Annotated in this window: 17 protein-coding genes; 3 read left to right on the top strand and 14 right to left on the bottom strand. The window is 42.2% G+C overall.

The genetic code is table 11. From position 1 onward, the window contains the following. Nucleotides 1-294: 294 nt before the first annotated feature. On the bottom strand, nt 295-945 hold the full coding sequence (locus PSH48_RS11245) for a response regulator transcription factor (RefSeq protein WP_004586197.1): 651 nt from the start codon (nt 943-945) through the stop codon (nt 295-297). A gap of 104 nt (nt 946-1,049) precedes the next feature. Further along, the gene (gene acs, locus PSH48_RS11250) at nt 1,050-2,990 is read right to left on the bottom strand and encodes an acetate--CoA ligase (protein WP_024033109.1); all 1,941 of its coding nucleotides are present in this window, start codon (nt 2,988-2,990) and stop codon (nt 1,050-1,052) included. A gap of 418 nt (nt 2,991-3,408) precedes the next feature. On the opposite strand from acs, the gene PSH48_RS11255 reads away from it, so the two are divergent. Together PSH48_RS11255 and PSH48_RS11260 are read left to right on the top strand one after the other, a co-directional pair. Continuing rightward, nucleotides 3,409-4,578 (top strand): DcaP family trimeric outer membrane transporter, encoded by a 1,170-nt coding sequence (locus PSH48_RS11255; RefSeq protein ID WP_273611588.1) that lies wholly within the window; start codon nt 3,409-3,411, stop codon nt 4,576-4,578. Nucleotides 4,579-4,983: 405 nt separating this feature from the next. Beyond that, nucleotides 4,984-7,110 (top strand): TonB-dependent siderophore receptor, encoded by a 2,127-nt coding sequence (locus PSH48_RS11260; protein ID WP_096739201.1) that lies wholly within the window; start codon nt 4,984-4,986, stop codon nt 7,108-7,110. A 335-nt stretch (nt 7,111-7,445) separates the two neighbouring features. Here PSH48_RS11260 and recA read toward each other — a convergent pair whose 3' ends face one another. Both recA and PSH48_RS11270 read right to left on the bottom strand, forming a co-directional pair. After that, nucleotides 7,446-8,489 carry a recombinase RecA gene (recA, locus tag PSH48_RS11265; protein ID WP_004586193.1) on the bottom strand — a complete coding sequence of 348 codons (1,044 nt, stop codon included), beginning with the start codon at nt 8,487-8,489 and terminating at the stop codon, nt 7,446-7,448. A gap of 65 nt (nt 8,490-8,554) precedes the next feature. Then, complete coding sequence (locus PSH48_RS11270; protein ID WP_273611589.1) at nt 8,555-9,046, bottom strand: CinA family protein; 492 nt, start codon at nt 9,044-9,046, stop codon at nt 8,555-8,557. 21 nt (nt 9,047-9,067) lie between these two features. Here PSH48_RS11270 and mutS point away from each other — a divergent pair, with 21 nt between their 5' ends. Continuing rightward, entirely contained in the window at nt 9,068-11,653 is a 2,586-nt protein-coding gene (mutS, locus tag PSH48_RS11275) for a DNA mismatch repair protein MutS (protein ID WP_273611590.1), read from the top strand. Between the two features lie 131 nt (nt 11,654-11,784). Here the strand turns inward: mutS and rpoS are convergent, their stop codons facing one another. From rpoS to PSH48_RS11325, 10 genes are read right to left on the bottom strand one after another with little or no spacing between them, the layout of a single operon-like run. Further along, the gene (gene rpoS, locus PSH48_RS11280; protein WP_273611591.1) at nt 11,785-12,759 is read right to left on the bottom strand and encodes an RNA polymerase sigma factor RpoS; all 975 of its coding nucleotides are present in this window, start codon (nt 12,757-12,759) and stop codon (nt 11,785-11,787) included. Between the two features lie 35 nt (nt 12,760-12,794). Beyond that, nucleotides 12,795-13,619, bottom strand: a complete 825-nt coding sequence (locus PSH48_RS11285) for a peptidoglycan DD-metalloendopeptidase family protein (protein WP_273611592.1) — start codon at nt 13,617-13,619, stop codon at nt 12,795-12,797. 41 nt (nt 13,620-13,660) lie between these two features. Beyond that, nucleotides 13,661-14,239: a YqaA family protein gene (locus tag PSH48_RS11290; RefSeq protein ID WP_004586188.1), complete on the bottom strand. Its 579-nt coding sequence runs from the start codon at nt 14,237-14,239 to the stop codon at nt 13,661-13,663. Between the two features lie 9 nt (nt 14,240-14,248). Continuing rightward, nucleotides 14,249-14,887 (bottom strand): protein-L-isoaspartate(D-aspartate) O-methyltransferase, encoded by a 639-nt coding sequence (locus tag PSH48_RS11295; RefSeq protein ID WP_004586187.1) that lies wholly within the window; start codon nt 14,885-14,887, stop codon nt 14,249-14,251. Continuing rightward, nucleotides 14,877-15,641, bottom strand: a complete 765-nt coding sequence (gene surE / locus PSH48_RS11300) for a 5'/3'-nucleotidase SurE (RefSeq protein ID WP_273587458.1) — start codon at nt 15,639-15,641, stop codon at nt 14,877-14,879. Before surE ends, PSH48_RS11295 begins: the two co-directional genes overlap by 11 nt. After that, nucleotides 15,622-16,671: a tRNA pseudouridine(13) synthase TruD gene (gene truD, locus PSH48_RS11305; protein ID WP_273611593.1), complete on the bottom strand. Its 1,050-nt coding sequence runs from the start codon at nt 16,669-16,671 to the stop codon at nt 15,622-15,624. The genes surE and truD overlap by 20 nt, the downstream gene beginning before the upstream one ends. Continuing rightward, on the bottom strand, nt 16,668-17,165 hold the full coding sequence (gene ispF / locus PSH48_RS11310) for a 2-C-methyl-D-erythritol 2,4-cyclodiphosphate synthase (RefSeq protein ID WP_004586184.1): 498 nt from the start codon (nt 17,163-17,165) through the stop codon (nt 16,668-16,670). The genes truD and ispF overlap by 4 nt, the downstream gene beginning before the upstream one ends. After that, a complete protein-coding gene (gene ispD, locus PSH48_RS11315) occupies nt 17,162-17,863 on the bottom strand; it encodes a 2-C-methyl-D-erythritol 4-phosphate cytidylyltransferase (protein WP_054982725.1) in 702 nt (233 codons plus the stop codon). Before ispD ends, ispF begins: the two co-directional genes overlap by 4 nt. Continuing rightward, entirely contained in the window at nt 17,853-18,140 is a 288-nt protein-coding gene (ftsB, locus tag PSH48_RS11320) for a cell division protein FtsB (protein WP_004586182.1), read from the bottom strand. Before ftsB ends, ispD begins: the two co-directional genes overlap by 11 nt. 30 nt (nt 18,141-18,170) lie before the next feature. Further along, entirely contained in the window at nt 18,171-18,800 is a 630-nt protein-coding gene (locus PSH48_RS11325; RefSeq protein WP_024033119.1) for a hypothetical protein, read from the bottom strand. Between the last annotated feature and the right edge of the window lie 16 nt (nt 18,801-18,816).

Consider the following 18,816-nt stretch of genomic DNA (forward strand, 5'->3'; position numbering starts at 1 on the left):
AATTACAAAATTGCGCTAACCTAGCATTGTTTGCAAAAGAGATCATGTATAAAAGGTAAATGACGTGTAGGTTTTAAGTTTAAAAAGCGCTGCTTGAGTGTATTGGCTTTTGTGGATTGAAGTTTATTCAGTCTTGCCATATCACCCAGAGCAGCGAATATCTGGTATTTGTAAGCGCTTATCACCTATAAACAGGCAATAAGCACATTAGCTAGACACTGCTTTGCCTAAACACCAAACATACGGCTTTAAATTTATTTTAAACGATAAACAAATTTTAGCGCTTTTAATATTTTAAGCTTGCTCTATTGGTTCTAGCTGTAATTTAGCTGCAATAAGAACGGCTTGGGTACGGTTATAAACGCCAAGTTTTCTAAAAATTGCGGTAATGTGTGCTTTGACTGTTGCCTCAGAAATATGTAGTTCGTACGCTATTTGTTTATTTAGTAACCCTTCATGAAGGTATTGCAATACACGATATTGCTGCGGCGTTAACGATGCAACCTGCGCGGCAATTTCTCTGTCTTCTCCTTCTATTTCGGCTACTTTATTTTTTAACTCTTTTGGAAGCCACGTATCGCCTTCTAGTATTTGGTTTATAGCATTAGCAATATCATCTGAAGATGATGACTTAGGAATAAAGCCCATTGCGCCATAACCCATTACCTTAGACACTATGTTTATGTCTTCACTTCCTGAGACAACCGCTATGGGTAAGCTTGGGTAGTCTTCGCGAATGCGGATCAGGCCATATAAATCGCCATTACCTGGCATGTGTAAATCTAGCAGTAATATATCAAGATCTTCTTGTTCGCTAAGTACTTGCAGTGTGCTGTCAAAATCTGATGATTCAAATACCTCTAAATCGTCAAACTTAGCACTTAATGCTCCTTTTAGTGCCTCGCGAAATAACGGATGATCATCCGCTATTAAAAACTGACTCATGGTTCGCTCCTAATAAATTCGGCTGCCAATAAGGTATAAGGTACTTACTGACAGCCGATATACTACGTTTAGAATCAACTTGTAATCAAGTTTTTAACGCGCATTTAACGATTTAATCGGTTTTCTATGAGCTCATCTACCACGGTTGGGTCTGCAAGTGTTGATGTATCCCCTAGCTGTTGATGTTCATTTGCGGCTATTTTACGTAAAATTCGACGCATAATCTTACCTGAACGCGTTTTTGGTAGGCCTGGCGACCATTGAATCATATCAGGGGAAGCTATTGGGCTTAGCTCTTTACGTACCCAATTACGTACTTGAGTTGTCAGCTCATCACTTACAGTAACGCCCTCATTTGGCGTAATGTAAACATAAATACCTTGGCCTTTAATATCATGCGGATAACCGACTACGGCGGCCTCTGCTACAGCTTCGTGAGCTACTAGCGCGCTTTCTATTTCAGCGGTGCCTAAGCGATGCCCTGATACATTAAGCACGTCATCAACACGCCCTGTGATCCAGTAATAGCCATCTTCATCACGACGACAGCCGTCACCTGTAAAGTAAACACCGGGGTAAGCACTAAAATAGGTTTGTTCAAAACGTTCGTGGTCGCCATAAACAGTACGCGCTTGTGAAGGCCAGCTATCTAATATCACTAAATTACCGTCAACAGCACCTTCTAGTGTATTACCCTCTGCATCAAATAGAGCCGGCGCAATACCAAAAAACGGATGCGTTGCTGAGCCTGGTTTAGTTTGGGTGGCACCAGGCAGTGGGGTGATCATAATGCCGCCCGTTTCGGTTTGCCACCACGTATCTACGATTGGGCAGTTAGCATTACCAATATTTTCGTAATACCACGTCCATGCTTCAGGGTTAATGGGTTCACCCACTGAGCCTAAAATGCGTAAACTTTGACGATTAGATGACGCGGTTGGCTCATCGCCTTTGGCCATTAACGCTCGAATAGCGGTTGGTGCAGTGTATAAAATGGTTACGCCGTGCTTATCAATCACCTCCCCCATGCGCCCTGCGGTTGGGTAGGTAGGCACGCCTTCAAATACCACTTGCGTACAGCCATTAACCAGTGGGCCATAAGCTATATAGCTGTGGCCGGTGATCCAACCTACATCGGCGCTACACCAATATACGTCGTCTTCTTGTAAATCAAATACATATTCGTGGGTCATTGATGAGTAAACTAAGTAACCCCCTGTAGTATGCACAACTCCTTTTGGTTGGCCGGTAGAGCCCGAAGTATATAAAATAAAGAGTGGATCTTCTGCATTCATTGGCTCCGGTTCGCACTGCGCCGGTTGGTCAGCTACAAGCTCATGCCACCAAATATCGTGCTCGTTCCAATCAACTTCGCCACCGGTTAGCTGATGTACAATAACGTGTTCAATGCTTGTCACCGACTCTTGTGCTACGGCTTCATCAACATTCGCTTTTAAAGGAACACAATTACCAGCTCGGCGGCCTTCATCGGATGTGATCACCACTTTAGCGCCAGAGTCTTTAATTCGATCTGCAATGGCAGAGGGAGAAAAACCACCAAATACAACCGAGTGAATAGCACCAATACGTGCACAGGCTTGCATGGCGTAAATGGCTTGCGGCGTCATCGGCATATAAATAGCAACTCGGTCACCTTTTTGTACACCCAGTTTTTTTAAACCATTGGCAAAGCGCGCCACTTCATCATGTAATTGTTGGTAGGTAATGTTTTCACTTTGGTTTGGGTTGTCTCCTTCCCAAATAAGCGCAACTTTGTCGGCTTTGGTTTTTAAATGGCGGTCAATACAGTTATAAGAGGCATTTAAAACGCCATCTTCGTACCATTTTATATCGATATGGCCTTTATCAAATGAGGTGTTTTTTACTTTAGTATACGGAGTAAACCAATCTAAGCGCTGGCCATGTTCACGCCAAAACCCTTGTGGGTCATCAATCGACTGTTTGTAGAGTGTATTATATTTTTCGTTATCAACTAACGTCGTTTTTTCAATATGTGCAGGAACAGGATAGATACTTTGTGACATCTCAGTCTCCATTTTAATAACTTGCCATGATTAAAGGATTACTCAGCAGTACTTTATTAAGTATTAGACCTTAGTTGTACAACCCTTCTAATTAACATTTTGTGGTTTATAATCTCGCCGCTCATGACTTTTTTACATAGAAATACAGTATGTTAAATATAAGTAAGTGGCCATTGAATTACTCTTAAACCTTCGTCTTATAGACCAATAGGTAATTGAGTAAATTTTGCACATATTTAAAAGTGGTTTTCGGACATTAAAATAATGATGCAGCCATGCAAGTTAAACACTTATTTAACGAACTCGTAGCGTGATGCAAGATAAATAAATTTTTATTCGTAAGTAATACCTGTAGCAAGTAATACATTTGAACGTTTAAAAAGCAACAAACAACAAGTAGCCTTTAAAGGACACCACAATGAAATTTACCCCATTAAAAACTCTTGCAGCGAGTGCTGTATTATGTGCTTTAACAAGCACGGCTTATGCGGCAACTGCAGCTAAAGTAGGTAACACCGAATTTACTTACGGCGGATACATTAAGCTAGATACAATGTGGAGTGATTACTCTGCAGGCGCTCCTGATGGCTCGAATGTAGGGCGTGATTTTTACGTACCAAGCACACTGCCAGTAGGCGATGACGATGATTCGGATGCCGTATTTGATATGCATGCACGTGAGTCACGTTTTAACTTTGGTACGTCAACGTTAATGGATAACGGTAAAACAGTTAAAACTAAAATTGAGTTAGACTTTTTAGCATCAGCCCCTGGCGGTAACGAGCGCGTATCAAACTCTTATGCACCACGTATTCGCCATGCATTTGTAACTTACGATGGCTGGTTATTTGGTCAAACATGGTCAAACTTTCAAAACGTGGGTGCACTTGCAGAAACACTTGATTTTGTAGGCCCTGCTGAAGGCACTGTTTTTGTTCGCCAAACGCAAATTAAGTACACAACCGGTGCTTGGTCGTTCTCACTAGAAAACCCAGAAAGCACAATTACCACACAAGGTGGCGCACGTGTAGAAACAGATGATGCGTCACTTCCTGATTTTACTGCGCGCTACACACACAATGCCGATTGGGGTAACTTTGTAGTTGCAGCACTTGCTCGCCAACTTACTTATAAAGTAGGCGATGTTGACGCTGATGAAACCTCGTTTGGTATTAGCGCTTCGGGCCGTGTAAATTTTGGCGAAGATTACCTTAAATTTATGCTTACTCAAGGTAAAGGCCTTGGTCGTTACGTGGGCTTAAATGTTGCCCATGGCACAGTGCTTAATGGCGATGAGCTTGATGCAATAGACTCAACATCTGGTTTTGTTGCTTATCAACATAAATGGACAAGCCAGTGGCGCTCAACCTTCTTATATTCTTTCTTTAGTGCTGACAACAACACCGATCTATTAACAATATCAGGCGACCCTGTTGAATCAAGCCAAAGCTTTAGTGCAAACATTTTATACTCACCGGTTAAGCGTTTAACATTTGGTGCAGAGTTTAAACATGCCGAGCGCGAAACAGAAAGTGGTATTGACGGTGATTTAGAGCGCTTACAATTTTCTGTAAAATACAATTTTTAATTAAACATAGTGATCACAATAAAGCGGCTTAGGCCGCTTTTTTTAGCTATACAACTTGAACTCTGTTTAAAAGGTTTAATAGTACTGTGATAGTAATGCTATTTAAGGGTGCTTTTTTGTTTGAGATTTTCAGTAAATTAAACACGGTTAGCACTTAAACAAGCTTAAATAGCAGCATTTGGAAGAGCTCAGATAAAAGTTTGTACAGAAATAACACCCTCTTTGCGATTAAGGAATATTATCTTAGCGCTAAACTAAGCGGCTATTTAGTTGCTAAAATCCACTAAATCCCCACAATTTCGGATAACTACTAATTATTTTGCACAAACAACAAACGTGTTATTGAAAATCACTCTCATTTAGATTATGTTATACACTTCTTTTTTGAACCTATTGGAAAAACACATGTCGTCCCAACAAATTTTGCGTTTATCTAAGCTAAGCCTTATTACTTCACTTGTTTTATCTGGTCATGCATTTGCACAAGAAACTACAACAAATACAGATGACTCATTAGAAAAAATAGCAGTGTATGGCCAGCATCATAAAAACTACATCACAGAAGATGCGCAATCTGCTACAAAATTAGGCCTAACAATCAAAGAAACCCCACAAAGTATTTCTGTTGTTTCTCGCGCTTTAATGGATGATTTTTCACTAGATGATATTAACTCAGTGCTAGAGAGCACCCCCGGTGTAACTGTAGAACAAATAGAAACTGACCGCACTTATTTTAAAGCCCGTGGCTTTGAAATAACAAACTTTCAGGTTGATGGTTTAGGCATCCCACAAAGCTCAGGCTCTATTCAAGGCACTTTAGATACGTCTATTTACGACCGTGTAGAAATTGTACGTGGTGCAAACGGCCTTATGACTGGCGCAGGTAACCCATCTGCAACCGTAAATATGGTATTAAAAAAACCAACTTACATAACTCAAGCGCATGCATCTGCATCGTATGGTTCATGGAACAACAAGCGTTTAGAAGTAGATGTTTCAACGCCAATTAACGACGACCACGCTGTGCGCGCCGTATTTACCAAGCAAAAAGCGGAGTCATACCTAGATCGTTACGAAACAGATAAAACAATTGCTTATCTTGCTTACGAAGGCAAGCTAACCGACGACACGACATTAAGCATCAACTATGTTAACCAACAAAAAGATGCCGATAGCCCACTTTGGGGCGCACTCCCTCTTTATTACACCGATGGCACAGCAACAAACTACGACGCCTCTACAAGTACGGCATCTGATTGGTCTTACTGGGATAACAGCGCAGAGCAAGTATATGTAACACTTGAGCAAAACCTATCGGCTACGTGGGTTGCAACAGCGCGTTACGCACATATAGAAAACGAGCAAGACTCAGAACTATTTTACGTATATGGCACACCAGATAGCGAAACTGGCCTTGGTTTAACCGGTTACGCAAGCCGTTACGACTACGAAGATAAGCACGATTTATTTGATTTATACGCCAGCGGTAAATTTGATTTATTTGGCCAAGAACACGACCTGTCATTTGGTGTTAGCCAAGCAAAAATGGATTACAACGAGCAGTCGCTTTACGATTACACCACGGGCAACGGCTTCCCAGCCATGCCTTCGCTTGATACGTGGGATGGCGTAGTACCTGAAGCAACCCTTGCTGATGGCTTAAATGGCAGTGACATAGAAAACAAACAGCAATCAGCTTATATGTCTACTCGCATTAAATTAAGCGCTCCGCTAAGCGTATTAGCAGGTGTACGTTACACTGATTGGGAAACATCCGGCACTGCTTATGGTGTAGAACAAACACGTAACGACAGCGAAGTTATCCCGTATGTGGGGGCTGTTTATGACTTTAATGAATCGCTTTCAGCCTATGCAAGTTACACAGAGACCTTTGTGCCACAAAAAGAGCTTGATATTAATGCTGAGCAATTGGCGCCAATTACAGGTAAAAGTAGCGAAATTGGTTTAAAAGCACAGCTTTTAGACGACCAAGTATTTGTAACCTTTGCTTACTTTGATGCAAAACAAGAAAACCTAGCTGTTGCATTACCTGATTCATTACCAAGCGATACTCGTTATTATGGTGCTGATGGTATCACCAGCGACGGTTTTGAAATTGAATTAAGTGGTAAAGTAACCGAGGATTTAAGTGCAAGTATCAGTTTTAGTAATTTAAGTATTGATGGTGATGATTTAGTTGAAGATTACACGCCAGAGAATCAGCTAAAACTTGCTGCAACTTACCAAGTACCATTTGTTGAAGGCTTAACATTTGGTGCAAATTATCGTTGGCAAGACTCGGTTAGCCGCGTACAAGTTGAAGATGCAACCGGCGCTGCACTTGTAACCACGAATCAAGATGCTTACGGTATTCTTGATTTAATGGCTAACTACAAAATTACAGAAAACGTTGGGGTTACTTTTAACGTTAATAACACCACAGATGAAAAATACCTACACAGCCTATACTGGGCTCAAGGTTATTACGGTGCGCCGCGTAACTACGCGCTATCGGTAAACTGGCAGCTATAAGTCGCTTTTTTAAAGTACGGCTTTTAAATTTAAACGGCACTTTTTAGTGCCGTTTTTGTTTTAAGCCCCTTTAAGTTAAAGCGCTTATCACCCTCCTTGCGCTATCTACTTTATGCAAAGTAATTGCAATAGCATGCTTTTATTACGCGCCTCAATTAAAAAGCGAACTTGTTAGCCAGCCTCACTGTAAATATGGTTAAGTGCTATTTAAACTGCATCTATTAAAGCCTGTAAGGTTATAGTTTTAGCGTGCATTAAACACAAAAAGGCGCTAACCATTGCTGGTTAGCGCCTTTTAAAGCTCGGGTCAAATCAAGCTTAGAGAACGTTTACACTTAAAGGTCAGACTCAGCGCCTAATACGTCTTCGCCATCTTCTGGCTCAACTGTTGCTTTTAATAGCAACATATCACGTAACTTACCTTCAATTTCATCTGCAATTTCTACGTTTTCTTTCAAAAACTTAATAGAGTTTGATTTACCTTGGCCTACTTTATTGCCATTGTAGCTGTACCAAGCACCTGCTTTTTCAACAATTTTGTGCTTAACACCTAAATCAATTAACTCACCTTGTTTAGAAATACCTTCACCATACATAATGATGAACTCAGCTTGTTTAAACGGTGGTGCAACTTTGTTTTTAACTACTTTAACGCGGGTTTCGTTACCGACTACCTCATCGCCTTCTTTAACAGAGCCAATACGACGAATATCAATACGCACTGATGCGTAAAACTTAAGTGCATTACCACCGGTTGTTGTTTCAGGGTTACCAAACATTACACCAATTTTCATACGAATTTGGTTAATGAAAATACATAGCGTATTTGAGCGTTTAATATTACCTGTAAGTTTACGTAGTGCTTGCGACATTAAACGTGCTTGTAAGCCCATGTGCGAGTCGCCCATGTCGCCTTCAATTTCAGCTTTTGGTGTAAGCGCTGCAACAGAATCGACAATAACAACATCTACAGCACTTGAACGTACTAACATGTCACAAATTTCTAGCGCTTGCTCACCGGTATCTGGCTGAGACACTAACAGCTCATCAATGTTAACACCTAACTTTTGTGCGTATACCGGATCAAGAGCATGCTCAGCATCAACAAAGGCACATGTTTTGCCTTCTTTTTGAGCCTGCGCGATAACTTGCAAAGTAAGCGTTGTTTTACCTGAAGACTCAGGGCCATACACTTCAACAATACGCCCCATAGGCAAACCGCCTATGCCTAAAGCAATATCAATCCCAAGTGAGCCTGTAGATACAGCATCAATATTTAGGGCTTTGTTATCGCCCAGTTTCATAATTGATCCTTTACCAAATTGACGCTCAATTTGTGATAGTGCAGCGTCCAGCGCTTTTTGTTTATTATCGTTCATTCTGTTCTCCAAATCCGGCTAATGCGAACAAGTATACTGTATGAAATCACAGTATCAAGTGAAATTTATAATTTTATCTTCTCGATAGTGCTTTTCAATGCAAATTCAATAGCTTGCATTCTAACTTGCGCTCTATCGCCGTTAAATATTTGCTTAAACGTAAATTGTTCATTGGCAATTTGTATGCAAAACCACACAAAGCCAACTGGTTTATCGAACGTAGCGCCACCTGGCCCTGCAATGCCCGAAATTGCCACGGCAACATCAGCTTTGGCAACGCTTGCGGCACCAAAAGCCATCTCTTTTACTGTTTGCTCACTCACCGCACCAAATTGCTCTAGCGTAGTATTGGCCACATTAAGCAGTTCATGCTTAGCTTCATTACTATAAGTAACAAATGCGCGGCCCAAATAACCTGAGCTACCTGGCGTATCTGTAAGCGCATAACTCACCCCGCCACCAGTACATGATTCAGCGGTAGTGATCCATAAGCGTTTATCCGTTAAAATAACGCCCAATTGCGCAGCAAGTGTTTTAATCTCTTGATGTAATTCCATATTCAGCCTTTGGGTAAATACATGTCGTTTGATCTTTATGCACCGCACACTATAAAACAACAAACCCCTATGATGCAGCAGTATCTAAAAATAAAATCAGAGCATCGCGATATTTTATTGTTTTATCGTATGGGGGATTTTTATGAACTCTTTTTTGACGACGCTAAACGCGCGGCCCAACTACTCGATATTTCGCAAACGCATCGCGGTAAAGCCGGCGGCGATCCTATCCCTATGGCGGGTGTCCCTTATCATGCAGTAGAAAACTATTTAGCTCGTTTAGTGCAAATGGGCGAATCGGTTGCTATATGTGAGCAAGTTGGCGATCCTGCAACCAGTAAAGGGCCAGTAGAGCGCAAAGTCGTACGTATCGTTACACCGGGTACTATTTCAGATGAAGCGCTATTGCAAGAACGCCAAGATAACTTACTCACTAGCGTATGGCAAAATAAAAAAGGGCTATACGGTATTGCCTACCTTGATATAAATTCAGGGCGTTTCAACGTAGTTGAAGTTAACACCGACGAAGCATTTACTTCAACCCTACAGCGCTTAGCACCCGCTGAGCTTTTATACTGTGAAAGCTTTGAAAACACACATTTAATTGAGCATATAAAAGGGGCACGCCGACGCCCTGAGTGGGAGTTTGACCTAGACACCGCGCAACACTTACTGTGCGAGCAGTTTGGCACCAAAGATTTAGTTGGTTTTGGTGTAGATAAAGCGCACGCTGCTTTGGTCGCTGCGGGTTGTTTAATGCAATACGTAAAAGATACACAGCGTATTGCCCTACCTCACATTCGCGCTATTACGCTTGAGCATAATGAGCACGCAGTTATATTAGATGCAGCAACACGCAAAAATTTAGAACTAACCGTTAATTTATCGGGCGGCTATGAAAACACCTTAGCGCAGGTACTTGATAAAACCGCCACGGCCATGGGGTCGCGTTTACTTAAACGCCGCATTCATACACCTGTGCGTAATAAAAATGAGCTTAACTCACGTTTAAATGCCATTAGCGCTATTTTAGATGTGCAGTTATATGTCGAGTTACACGATTCATTAAAAGAAATTGGTGACATAGAACGCGTAATAGCACGACTTGCTTTATGCACCGCACGCCCGCGCGATTTGACTCGACTGCGCAGTGCCCTACAAGCACTCGCACCACTGCATGCTTTATTAAACGATGCTAATGATGAGCGTATCGCTAGCATTGTTCGCCATTCTCCAGAGCTGCCTGAACTACAAGCTTTACTTGAGCGTGCTGTTATTGATAACCCACCAGTATTAATTCGCGATGGGGGCGTTATTGCACCAGGCTACAACAGCGAACTCGATGAATGGCGAAATTTGAGTAAAGGCGCTACCGATATACTTGAGCAACTAGAACTTAGAGAGCGCGAGCGCACCGGGATCAGCACATTAAAAATTGGCTATAACAAGGTGCATGGCTTTTTTATCGAGGTAAGTCGTGCAAATTCACACTTAGTACCTGCTGATTATATTCGCCGCCAAACGCTTAAAAATAATGAACGCTACATAATACCTGAATTAAAAGAGCACGAAGACAAAGTGCTTGGCAGCCAATCAAAAGCTCTTGCGCTTGAAAAACAATTATATGAAGAGCTATTTGAGTTTATAGCCCCGCATATTGAACAGCTTCAAATGATGGCTGGCGCATTAGCTGATTTAGATGTATTGAATAACTTAGCAGAGCGAGCACAAACGCTTAACTATGCTAAACCACAGCTATGCGATGATGACAATATAAGCATTAAACAAGGTCGCCACCCCGTGGTAGAGCAAGTAATGAAAGAACCTTTTATTGCCAACCCTGTGGAGCTAAATAGCCAGCGTAAAATGTTGATTATTACCGGTCCAAACATGGGTGGTAAATCAACCTATATGCGCCAAACAGCACTTATCGTATTGATGGCGCATATTGGCTGTTATGTCCCTGCTGATAGTGCAAAAATTGGTAATATTGACCGTATATTTACTCGCATTGGTGCAAGCGATGATTTAGCTTCTGGTCGCTCTACTTTCATGGTAGAAATGACTGAAACCGCCACAATTTTAAATAATGCAACTGCGCAATCTTTGGTATTAATGGATGAAATAGGCAGAGGCACCAGTACCTACGATGGCTTATCACTTGCTTATGCAACGGCTGATCATCTGGCACAAAAAATATCTGCTAAAACATTATTTGCTACGCACTACTTTGAATTAACGGAACTTGCCGAGCAAAAAACTGGGCTGGTGAATGTGCACTTAGATGCCATAGAGCACAACGACACCATTGCATTTATGCATACTGTGCTTGATGGTGCAGCAAGTAAAAGCTTTGGCTTACAGGTCGCAGCGCTTGCCGGCGTGCCTAAAGCCGTGATAGCCCAAGCAAAACAAAAGCTTAAACTGCTCGAAAATCACCAAAGTGTAACAGCGCCTAATGCTGAGCAACAGGCGTTTTCATTTGCTAATGAGTTACCTGCGCCTGAGCCTTCTGAAGTTGAGGAGCAGCTCAGTGCCATTGACCCTGATAACCTATCGCCGCGTCAAGCACACGAACTTCTTTATAAATTAAAAGCACTACTTTGAATATAGGTAACTTGAGCGGTGGTTAAGAGGCTGATAATACTGTAAATAGTATTTCTTGGGGGTCGTAAGTCATAAAAAAAGCTGAAGGTTTTATCCTTCAGCTTTTAAACACATAGACATATAAAAGGGAATTACGAGAACTGGTCAAACAAACTTTCTGTGCTTAACCCTTCTTGTTGTAAAATATCTTTTAAACGACGTAATGCTTCTACCTGAATTTGTCTTACGCGCTCTCGCGTTAAACCAATTTCACGGCCAACATCTTCAAGTGTTGATGGCTCATAGCCAAGTAAACCAAAGCGACGCGCTAATACTTCACGTTGCTTAGGGTTTAACTCACCTAACCAATCAACAATATGTTTGTTAATATCGTTGTTTTGAACTTCGCCCTCAGGGCCTGCGCTTTTTTCATCGGCAATAATGTCTAACAGTGCGCTGTCGTTCTCACCGCCAATTGGCATATCAACTGAGGCAATTTTTTCGTTTAAGCGTAGCATTTTAGTTACGTCTTCTACGGGTCTACCTAAGCTTTCAGCAATTTCTTCAGCAGTTGGCTCATGGTCTAGCTTTTGTGTCAGCTCGCGTGCTGTACGCAAGTAAACATTTAATTCTTTAACTACATGTATTGGCAGGCGAATTGTGCGCGTTTGATTCATAATGGCGCGTTCAATTGTTTGGCGTATCCACCACGTTGCATAAGTCGAAAATCTAAAACCGCGTTCTGGGTCAAACTTTTCAACAGCGCGAATTAAACCTAGGTTACCTTCTTCAATTAAATCTAGAAGTGCTAATCCTCGGTTGTTATAACGGCGGGCAATCTTTACAACTAAACGTAGGTTACTTTCAATCATACGCTTGCGAGATGCTTCACATCCACGTAGCGATTTGCGGGCAAAAAAGACTTCTTCTTCAGCGCTAAGTAGGGGAGAAAAACCAATTTCTCCTAAATAAAGTTGGGTTGCATCAAGGTTTTTAGTTACTTCCTCTTTTGCAAATATCTCTTCTTCGTTATCAACCTCTTCAAGTAATGCTGCAGTTTCTTCTACTGAGGTGTCATCAAATTTTTCGTCGGTGGTGTTTTTGTCAAGTTTTGCTGCGTTAGCCATAAGCCTTCTCCCGAGCAATTATCAATACCTAAAAATTAGGGAAGGTATTTAGCAGGATTGACAGCTTGCCCACGGTAGCGAATTTCAAAACGAAGCGCAGTGACCGAAGATTCTGACTTGCCCATTTCTGCTATTTTTTGTCCTGCCTTAACTTTCTGCTTTTCTCTAACAAGTAGTTTCGAGTTATGTGCATAAGCACTTAGGTAATCATCATTATGTTTCAAAATGATTAAATTACCGTACCCTCGAAGCGCATTACCCGCATACACCACCGTTCCTTGTGCTGCGGCTAAAACTGAAGCCCCTGTACGGTTAGTAATCTGTAAACCCTTGTAACCGTTTTCCTTATTAGAAAAGCGTTTAGTCACTTTGCCCTTTGCAGGCCAAAACCACTTTACTTTACTGCTCGACGAAGGTTTAGCATTACTAACTATTTCATTGGCTTGTTTTCGAACATACTCTCGTTGTTTCGGCTGATCAAGATTTTTCTTTAATTTTTTGTTAGTTTTTTGTTTTATTTTAGTGGGTGTTATTTTTTGTTTAACGGGTGAATTGCTAGCAACCGCATGGCTACTGGTGACTGCAAGCGAAATAACTTGCCCAGGATAAATAACATAAGGTGATGGAATTGAATTGTTTTTTGCAAGCGACCTAAAATCTTGCCCTGCACTAAAGGCAATGGAATATAAAGTATCACCCTTTTGTACTGTGTATTTATTTCCATTAATGTTAATGCCTTTTTGAAAATCATTAACATTAGTATTGAGGCTACTAACAGGAGCAGGAATATGGCGAGATGAACACCCCGAAAGCAAAACAGCAATAAATACAACTACATATAATACGTACTGACTATTCAAGGTGTTTTGCTCCGAAATTTAAAAAGTACTACTTTTGCTTGTTAGCGTAATAAAAAGTAAGCAACCGCTATTAATATAACTAAACCCCAACCAAGTACTTCAACATATTGACGTAATTTTTGCTCCATTTTAACCCCGCCCCACTTCATTAAAGCAGAAACTAAAAAGAAACGCGCACCGCGGCCAACGGCAGACGCTATTAAAAATGGTAAAAATGCCATTTGTAATACCCCTGCACCAATAGTAAATACCTTATAAGGGATAGGTGAAAAGCCTGCTAAAAATACCACCCACACGCCATACTCTTTAAACCATGTAAGCGCTGTTTCAAACTTTTCTTGCCAGTGCATCTGCTCAATAAAGGGCTGTACAACAGGCTCAAATAACCAGTAACCTAAAAAGTAACCTACAATCCCCCCAAGTACTGAAGCAACTGTTGCAAAGCTTGCAAAGCGCCACGCTTTACTTGGCTGAGCAAGCGACATAGGAGCAAGCATTACATCCGGTGGTACCGGAAAAAAAACAGACTCAGCAAAGCTCATGGCTGCTAAATAGCGCTCAGCAAAGCGGTGTTTTGCCCACACTAGGGCCATATCGTATAACTTAGTAAACAATTTCAACGTGAATTCCTATTCAATATCACCAGGGACGAGAGGGACAAACCGAACTGGTGCAATAACATGCTCTGTGAAGCTATCGCCTTGGCGAATAACCATGGTTAATTTTTGTTCTTGCTCTCCAATGGGGGCTAGGAGTACACCGCCATCAGCTAGTTGTGCAAGTAAGTCTTGGGGCACTTTTGATGCGGCCGCGGTAACTATAATACCATTAAACGGGGCCTGCGATTGCCAGCCTTGCCAGCCATCGGCGTGTTTCATGGTTACATTGTATAAATCTAGTTGATGTAAACGGCGTTTAGCCTGCCATTGCAGTGCTTTTATACGCTCGACCGAATACACCTTATTAAAACACTTGGCTAACACTGCGGTTTGATAACCAGAGCCTGTGCCTATCTCTAACACTTTGTCGCGTACACCAGCCAAATGAAGCAGCTCGGTCATACGCGCCACAATATAAGGCTGCGAAATAGTTTGCCCTTGCCCTATTGGCAACGCCGTATTTTCGTACGCCTTGTGTTTTAGTACATCATCAATAAAGGCATGACGTGGTATATCTGCAATGGCTTTTAATACCTGTTTGTCTTCTACCCCTTCTTGCTCTAATAGCTTAGAAAGCGCAATAGCACTGCGCGAGTAATTAGCCAGCACGGTTTATCTCCATTTCAGCTAACCACTCCCCAACCGCTTCAATACTTTCTTTTGCTGTCATATCAACACTTAACGGTGTAACTGAAGCATAGCCATTATTAACAGCGTAAAAATCAGTGCCCTCACCGGCATCGCTTTCAATACCAAGCGAGCCATACCAAAAAATATCACGCCCCCATGGGTCCGTTTGTTTGGTCATAGTTTCGGCTTTATGTCGAGCGCCTAAACGCGTAACTTGCACCCCTTTTAGCTCACTTAGAGGAATATCGGGTACATTTACGTTGATAATTTGATCTTTAGGCAGTGGGTGCGATGCCAGCCCTTTAATTATGTTAACGGTCACAGCTGCTGCGGTTTCAAAGTGCTCACCATGGTGCGAGCAAAGCGACACGGCAATAGCAGGCAAGCCTAAATGGCGCCCTTCGGTCGCCGCAGCCACAGTGCCTGAATACAATGTATCATCGCCCAAATTAGCGCCGTGGTTAATACCTGCTACGACTAAATCAGGCGTTTCATCTACTAACTGATTAACCCCTAAATGAACACAATCAGTAGGTGTGCCATTAACCGATATAAAGCCGTTTTCAAGCGTGGTAGAGCGCAGTGGATTTATTAACGTTAACGAGTTACTGGCACCACTACAGTTACGATCAGGGGCTACAAGGGTTACATCGGCAATTTGCGTAAGAGCCTGGTATAAAACAGCAATCCCTTTAGCGTTTACACCGTCGTCGTTACTTAGCAGTATCTTCATTTTGACTGTCCTTTTCTTTTCGCTCATTAGGGCTTGCATCGGTGTAATCCACCAGCTCACGTAAAAGTGCGGTAGCAAAACACCCTTTAGGCAATCCAAAGCTTAATTTTAAAGTCGTTTCGTCTAGTGTTTCTATGGTTAAATCTTGCGGAATGAGGCGCAGCATACGGCGCTCATTTTTAAGGCCTAATTCGCCTAAGCCCTCACACCATGCTTGGTATGGTTTTAGCCATAATTTTTCTTGATCAGTTAAGCCCTTTTCGCTTTTACCAACCATAGGAGCCGACATCATAATATCGCCAGAGGCTAAACGCGCTATGTTTTCATCGCTTATTGCATCTTCAAAAAATGCGTTACTACCGCTTAGCATAAATACTTCACGGTGCATGGTTTTAGCTAACCCATGCTCTTTAACACGTAAGCTCACTATTTGATTAAATACATGTGAACGGGCAGCGGAGATAATAATACCGCGTAGTTTTTTATCGCGAATGCGCTCGCCGGCAAACATTTTTTCGGCCATAACTAAATTATGCCCATCGCGGCCAAAGCGCTGCTCGCCAAAGTAGTTAGGCACACCCGCACGTACGGCATTAATGCGGCATAAAATATCAAGCGGCTGGGTTACATTACGAAGCGTAATAGTGAATCGGTTTCCTTTGTGGCAACCGGTGCGTAATTTACGTTCGTGGCGCTGTTGCGAAACCACAAAAATGCTGTCGCTATTGAGTTCACTAAAATCAATGTGCTTTTTAATGGGTACTTTTACACTAAACCATTGGCTACACACGCCGTGGCGGTCTTTCATACCGGCATAGCTTACTTCGCGCGGTGACACTCCAGCCTTTTGTGCAATTAGCTTGGCCACATATTGCGTGTTTTCACCTTTTTTAACGACCTGTAAGCATACATGCTCACCACTGCCGGTAAATTCTATGCCGAGGTCTTCATCAACCATAAAATCTTCAGCAACGGTTTTAAAGTCTGCTTTTGAAAGGGGTGCACCGTATAGGTAATTTAAATCGCTCATGCGCTTGCTGTACTCTCAGGCGCTTTGCTCATAATAACCACCGCATGACTAGAAATACCTTCTTTACGCCCTTCAAAGCCGAGCTTTTCGGTGGTGGTCGCTTTAACATTGATTTGTGAAAGCTCGCAATTTAAATCGCTGGCTAAATTAGAGCGCATAGCTTGGATGTGTGGCAACATTTTAGGAGCCTGCGCCACAATAGTGACATCGCCATTGCCCAGTACATAACCTTGCTCTTTGGCAAGGCCTACAACATGGCGAAGTAAAATACGGCTATCTATATTTTCATACTCGCTCGCCGTATCCGGAAAATGCTTACCAATATCGCCCATTGCCAACGCGCCTAAAATAGCATCGCATAATGCATGAATAGCAACATCGCCATCTGAGTGTGCTAAAAAGCCCTGCGGGTAATCTATTTTTTCGCCGCAAATTGTTATTGGGCCTTCGCCACCAAATTTGTGTACGTCAAAACCATGGCCAATTCGAATCATAATGCTTGCTCGTTTTGTTGTTTGTTTAATAAAAACCCCGCTAGGTCTAAATCCTCAGGCGTGGTTATTTTAATATTGTCGCTGCGCCCTGCAATTAGCTTAACGGGTTTATTTGCCCACTCAATGGCACTGGCTTCATCGGTAATAGTTACGCCTTCACAAAGCGCACGTTGCAACGCATTTTTAAGCTCGTCATATTTAAAAAACTGCGGTGTAAGCGCTTGCCATAAATCATCACGAGGCACGGTTTGCTCGCTATGCGTGTTACCGCGCTTTATGGTGTCTTTTACCTTGCTTGCTAAAATACCGCCTTCGTCGTCGGCTATACAATGCGCTATTAAGGTTTCAATATCGTTAATAGTGACTAAGGGGCGGGCTGCGTCGTGCACCAGCACCCATTCAGGAGGGTTATTTTCTAAAAATAATAAGCTATTAAGCACTGAGTCTGCTCGCTCTTGCCCGCCGTTCGCGCGTAAAATTCGCGAGTCTATGTGCGCAAGCGAGTCAAAATAAGGGTCGGTTTGACTAACGGCTACAACTATTTGGCTTAAGCTTTGTAATTGCGAAAGCTTACAGAGCGTGTGCTCTAAAATAGTTTTTCCTGCCAATTTAATATACTGCTTAGGTGCACTGTGCTGCATTCTGCTGCCTACACCGGCAGCGGGTACAATGGCAGCTATTGAATTATTATTTTTCATGTTGTTTGCCCGGTAAAACACGTATAAATGTTTCATCAGGTTTAATCATTCCTAATTCGTTACGAGCGCGCTCTTCTATACCTTCTTGACCAAGCTTTAAATCTTCTATGTCGGCGGTAAGTACTTTATTGCGCTTAATTAGTTTTTCGTTAGTTTGTTGATGAGAAGCCACGGCTGCTTTTAAACGTGTATAGTCTTGCACACCGTTATGACCAAACCAAAGTCGGTATTGTATAAACAGTGCTAAGCACAACAGGCCAAGCTGAAAAAACCGCATTTGACACTCCCTATTCGTTTTTAAATAAAATTAGGCTCGTGGGCGTTTTATATTACGCCAATTAATATTACCCGCTAATAGCATTTCTCTAAGTGAAAGCAACCTAGGTGCGCAGCGTTTTGAAAATTGCCACTGATGCCCGCAACACGCCGCTGTTAAACTCATTTTACTGGGTTTTACCAACTGCGCATTTGCTTGCTCTAGGCCCTTGCCAAAAAAATCAAACCAGCCTAGTTCATTACAGTGCAGTTTATTGTCGCTTACTTGATCTATGCTGTCTATTCTTAGCCTCACTTGGTCATGGCTATTTATTAACACCGGCACTATTAGCCCCACTTGGGCATATTTTTTATAAAAAAGTTCATTTGCCTGAGCGTTAACCTCTGGCGGTGTTGGCTTTTGTTTTTCAAGCCAAGAGCCATTTTGTGAGTCGAGCGTAAACGGCGAACTCCCATTGGCAACCAAAGTTGCCGCCCGTTCTATATAATACGGTAAGCTTTTTAATTGGCGGCGTAGTTTATCGGCATTAGGCTCAGCAACTAAGCGCTGTACCTCTCGCTGATAAAACGCATTGCACAATTGTGCATACAGCACTTTTTGCGCATCACTTTGCCATATTTCTTGCTGCTGAGCTGCAAGTGGCTGACTCTTCGCTACCAATAGTTATACTCAAAAA

The organism is Pseudoalteromonas sp. Angola-4, assembly GCF_028599265.1.
GTDB classification, from domain to species: Bacteria; Pseudomonadota; Gammaproteobacteria; order Enterobacterales; family Alteromonadaceae; genus Pseudoalteromonas; species Pseudoalteromonas atlantica.

What these genes read in the sequence shown, in the direction of transcription:
- PSH48_RS11245 (WP_004586197.1), bottom strand. Translation starts at nt 945, where the DNA reads ATGAGTCAGTTTTTAATAGCGGATGATCATCCGTTATTTCGCGAGGCA.
- acs (WP_024033109.1), bottom strand. Translation starts at nt 2,990, where the DNA reads ATGTCACAAAGTATCTATCCTGTTCCTGCACATATTGAAAAAACGACG.
- PSH48_RS11255 (WP_273611588.1), top strand. Translation starts at nt 3,409, where the DNA reads ATGAAATTTACCCCATTAAAAACTCTTGCAGCGAGTGCTGTATTATGT.
- PSH48_RS11260 (WP_096739201.1), top strand. Translation starts at nt 4,984, where the DNA reads ATGTCGTCCCAACAAATTTTGCGTTTATCTAAGCTAAGCCTTATTACT.
- recA (WP_004586193.1), bottom strand. Translation starts at nt 8,489, where the DNA reads ATGAACGATAATAAACAAAAAGCGCTGGACGCTGCACTATCACAAATT.
- PSH48_RS11270 (WP_273611589.1), bottom strand. Translation starts at nt 9,046, where the DNA reads ATGGAATTACATCAAGAGATTAAAACACTTGCTGCGCAATTGGGCGTT.
- mutS (WP_273611590.1), top strand. Translation starts at nt 9,068, where the DNA reads ATGTCGTTTGATCTTTATGCACCGCACACTATAAAACAACAAACCCCT.
- rpoS (WP_273611591.1), bottom strand. Translation starts at nt 12,759, where the DNA reads ATGGCTAACGCAGCAAAACTTGACAAAAACACCACCGACGAAAAATTT.
- surE (WP_273587458.1), bottom strand. Translation starts at nt 15,641, where the DNA reads ATGAAGATACTGCTAAGTAACGACGACGGTGTAAACGCTAAAGGGATT.
- truD (WP_273611593.1), bottom strand. Translation starts at nt 16,671, where the DNA reads ATGAGCGATTTAAATTACCTATACGGTGCACCCCTTTCAAAAGCAGAC.
- ispF (WP_004586184.1), bottom strand. Translation starts at nt 17,165, where the DNA reads ATGATTCGAATTGGCCATGGTTTTGACGTACACAAATTTGGTGGCGAA.
- ispD (WP_054982725.1), bottom strand. Translation starts at nt 17,863, where the DNA reads ATGAAAAATAATAATTCAATAGCTGCCATTGTACCCGCTGCCGGTGTA.
- ftsB (WP_004586182.1), bottom strand. Translation starts at nt 18,140, where the DNA reads ATGCGGTTTTTTCAGCTTGGCCTGTTGTGCTTAGCACTGTTTATACAA.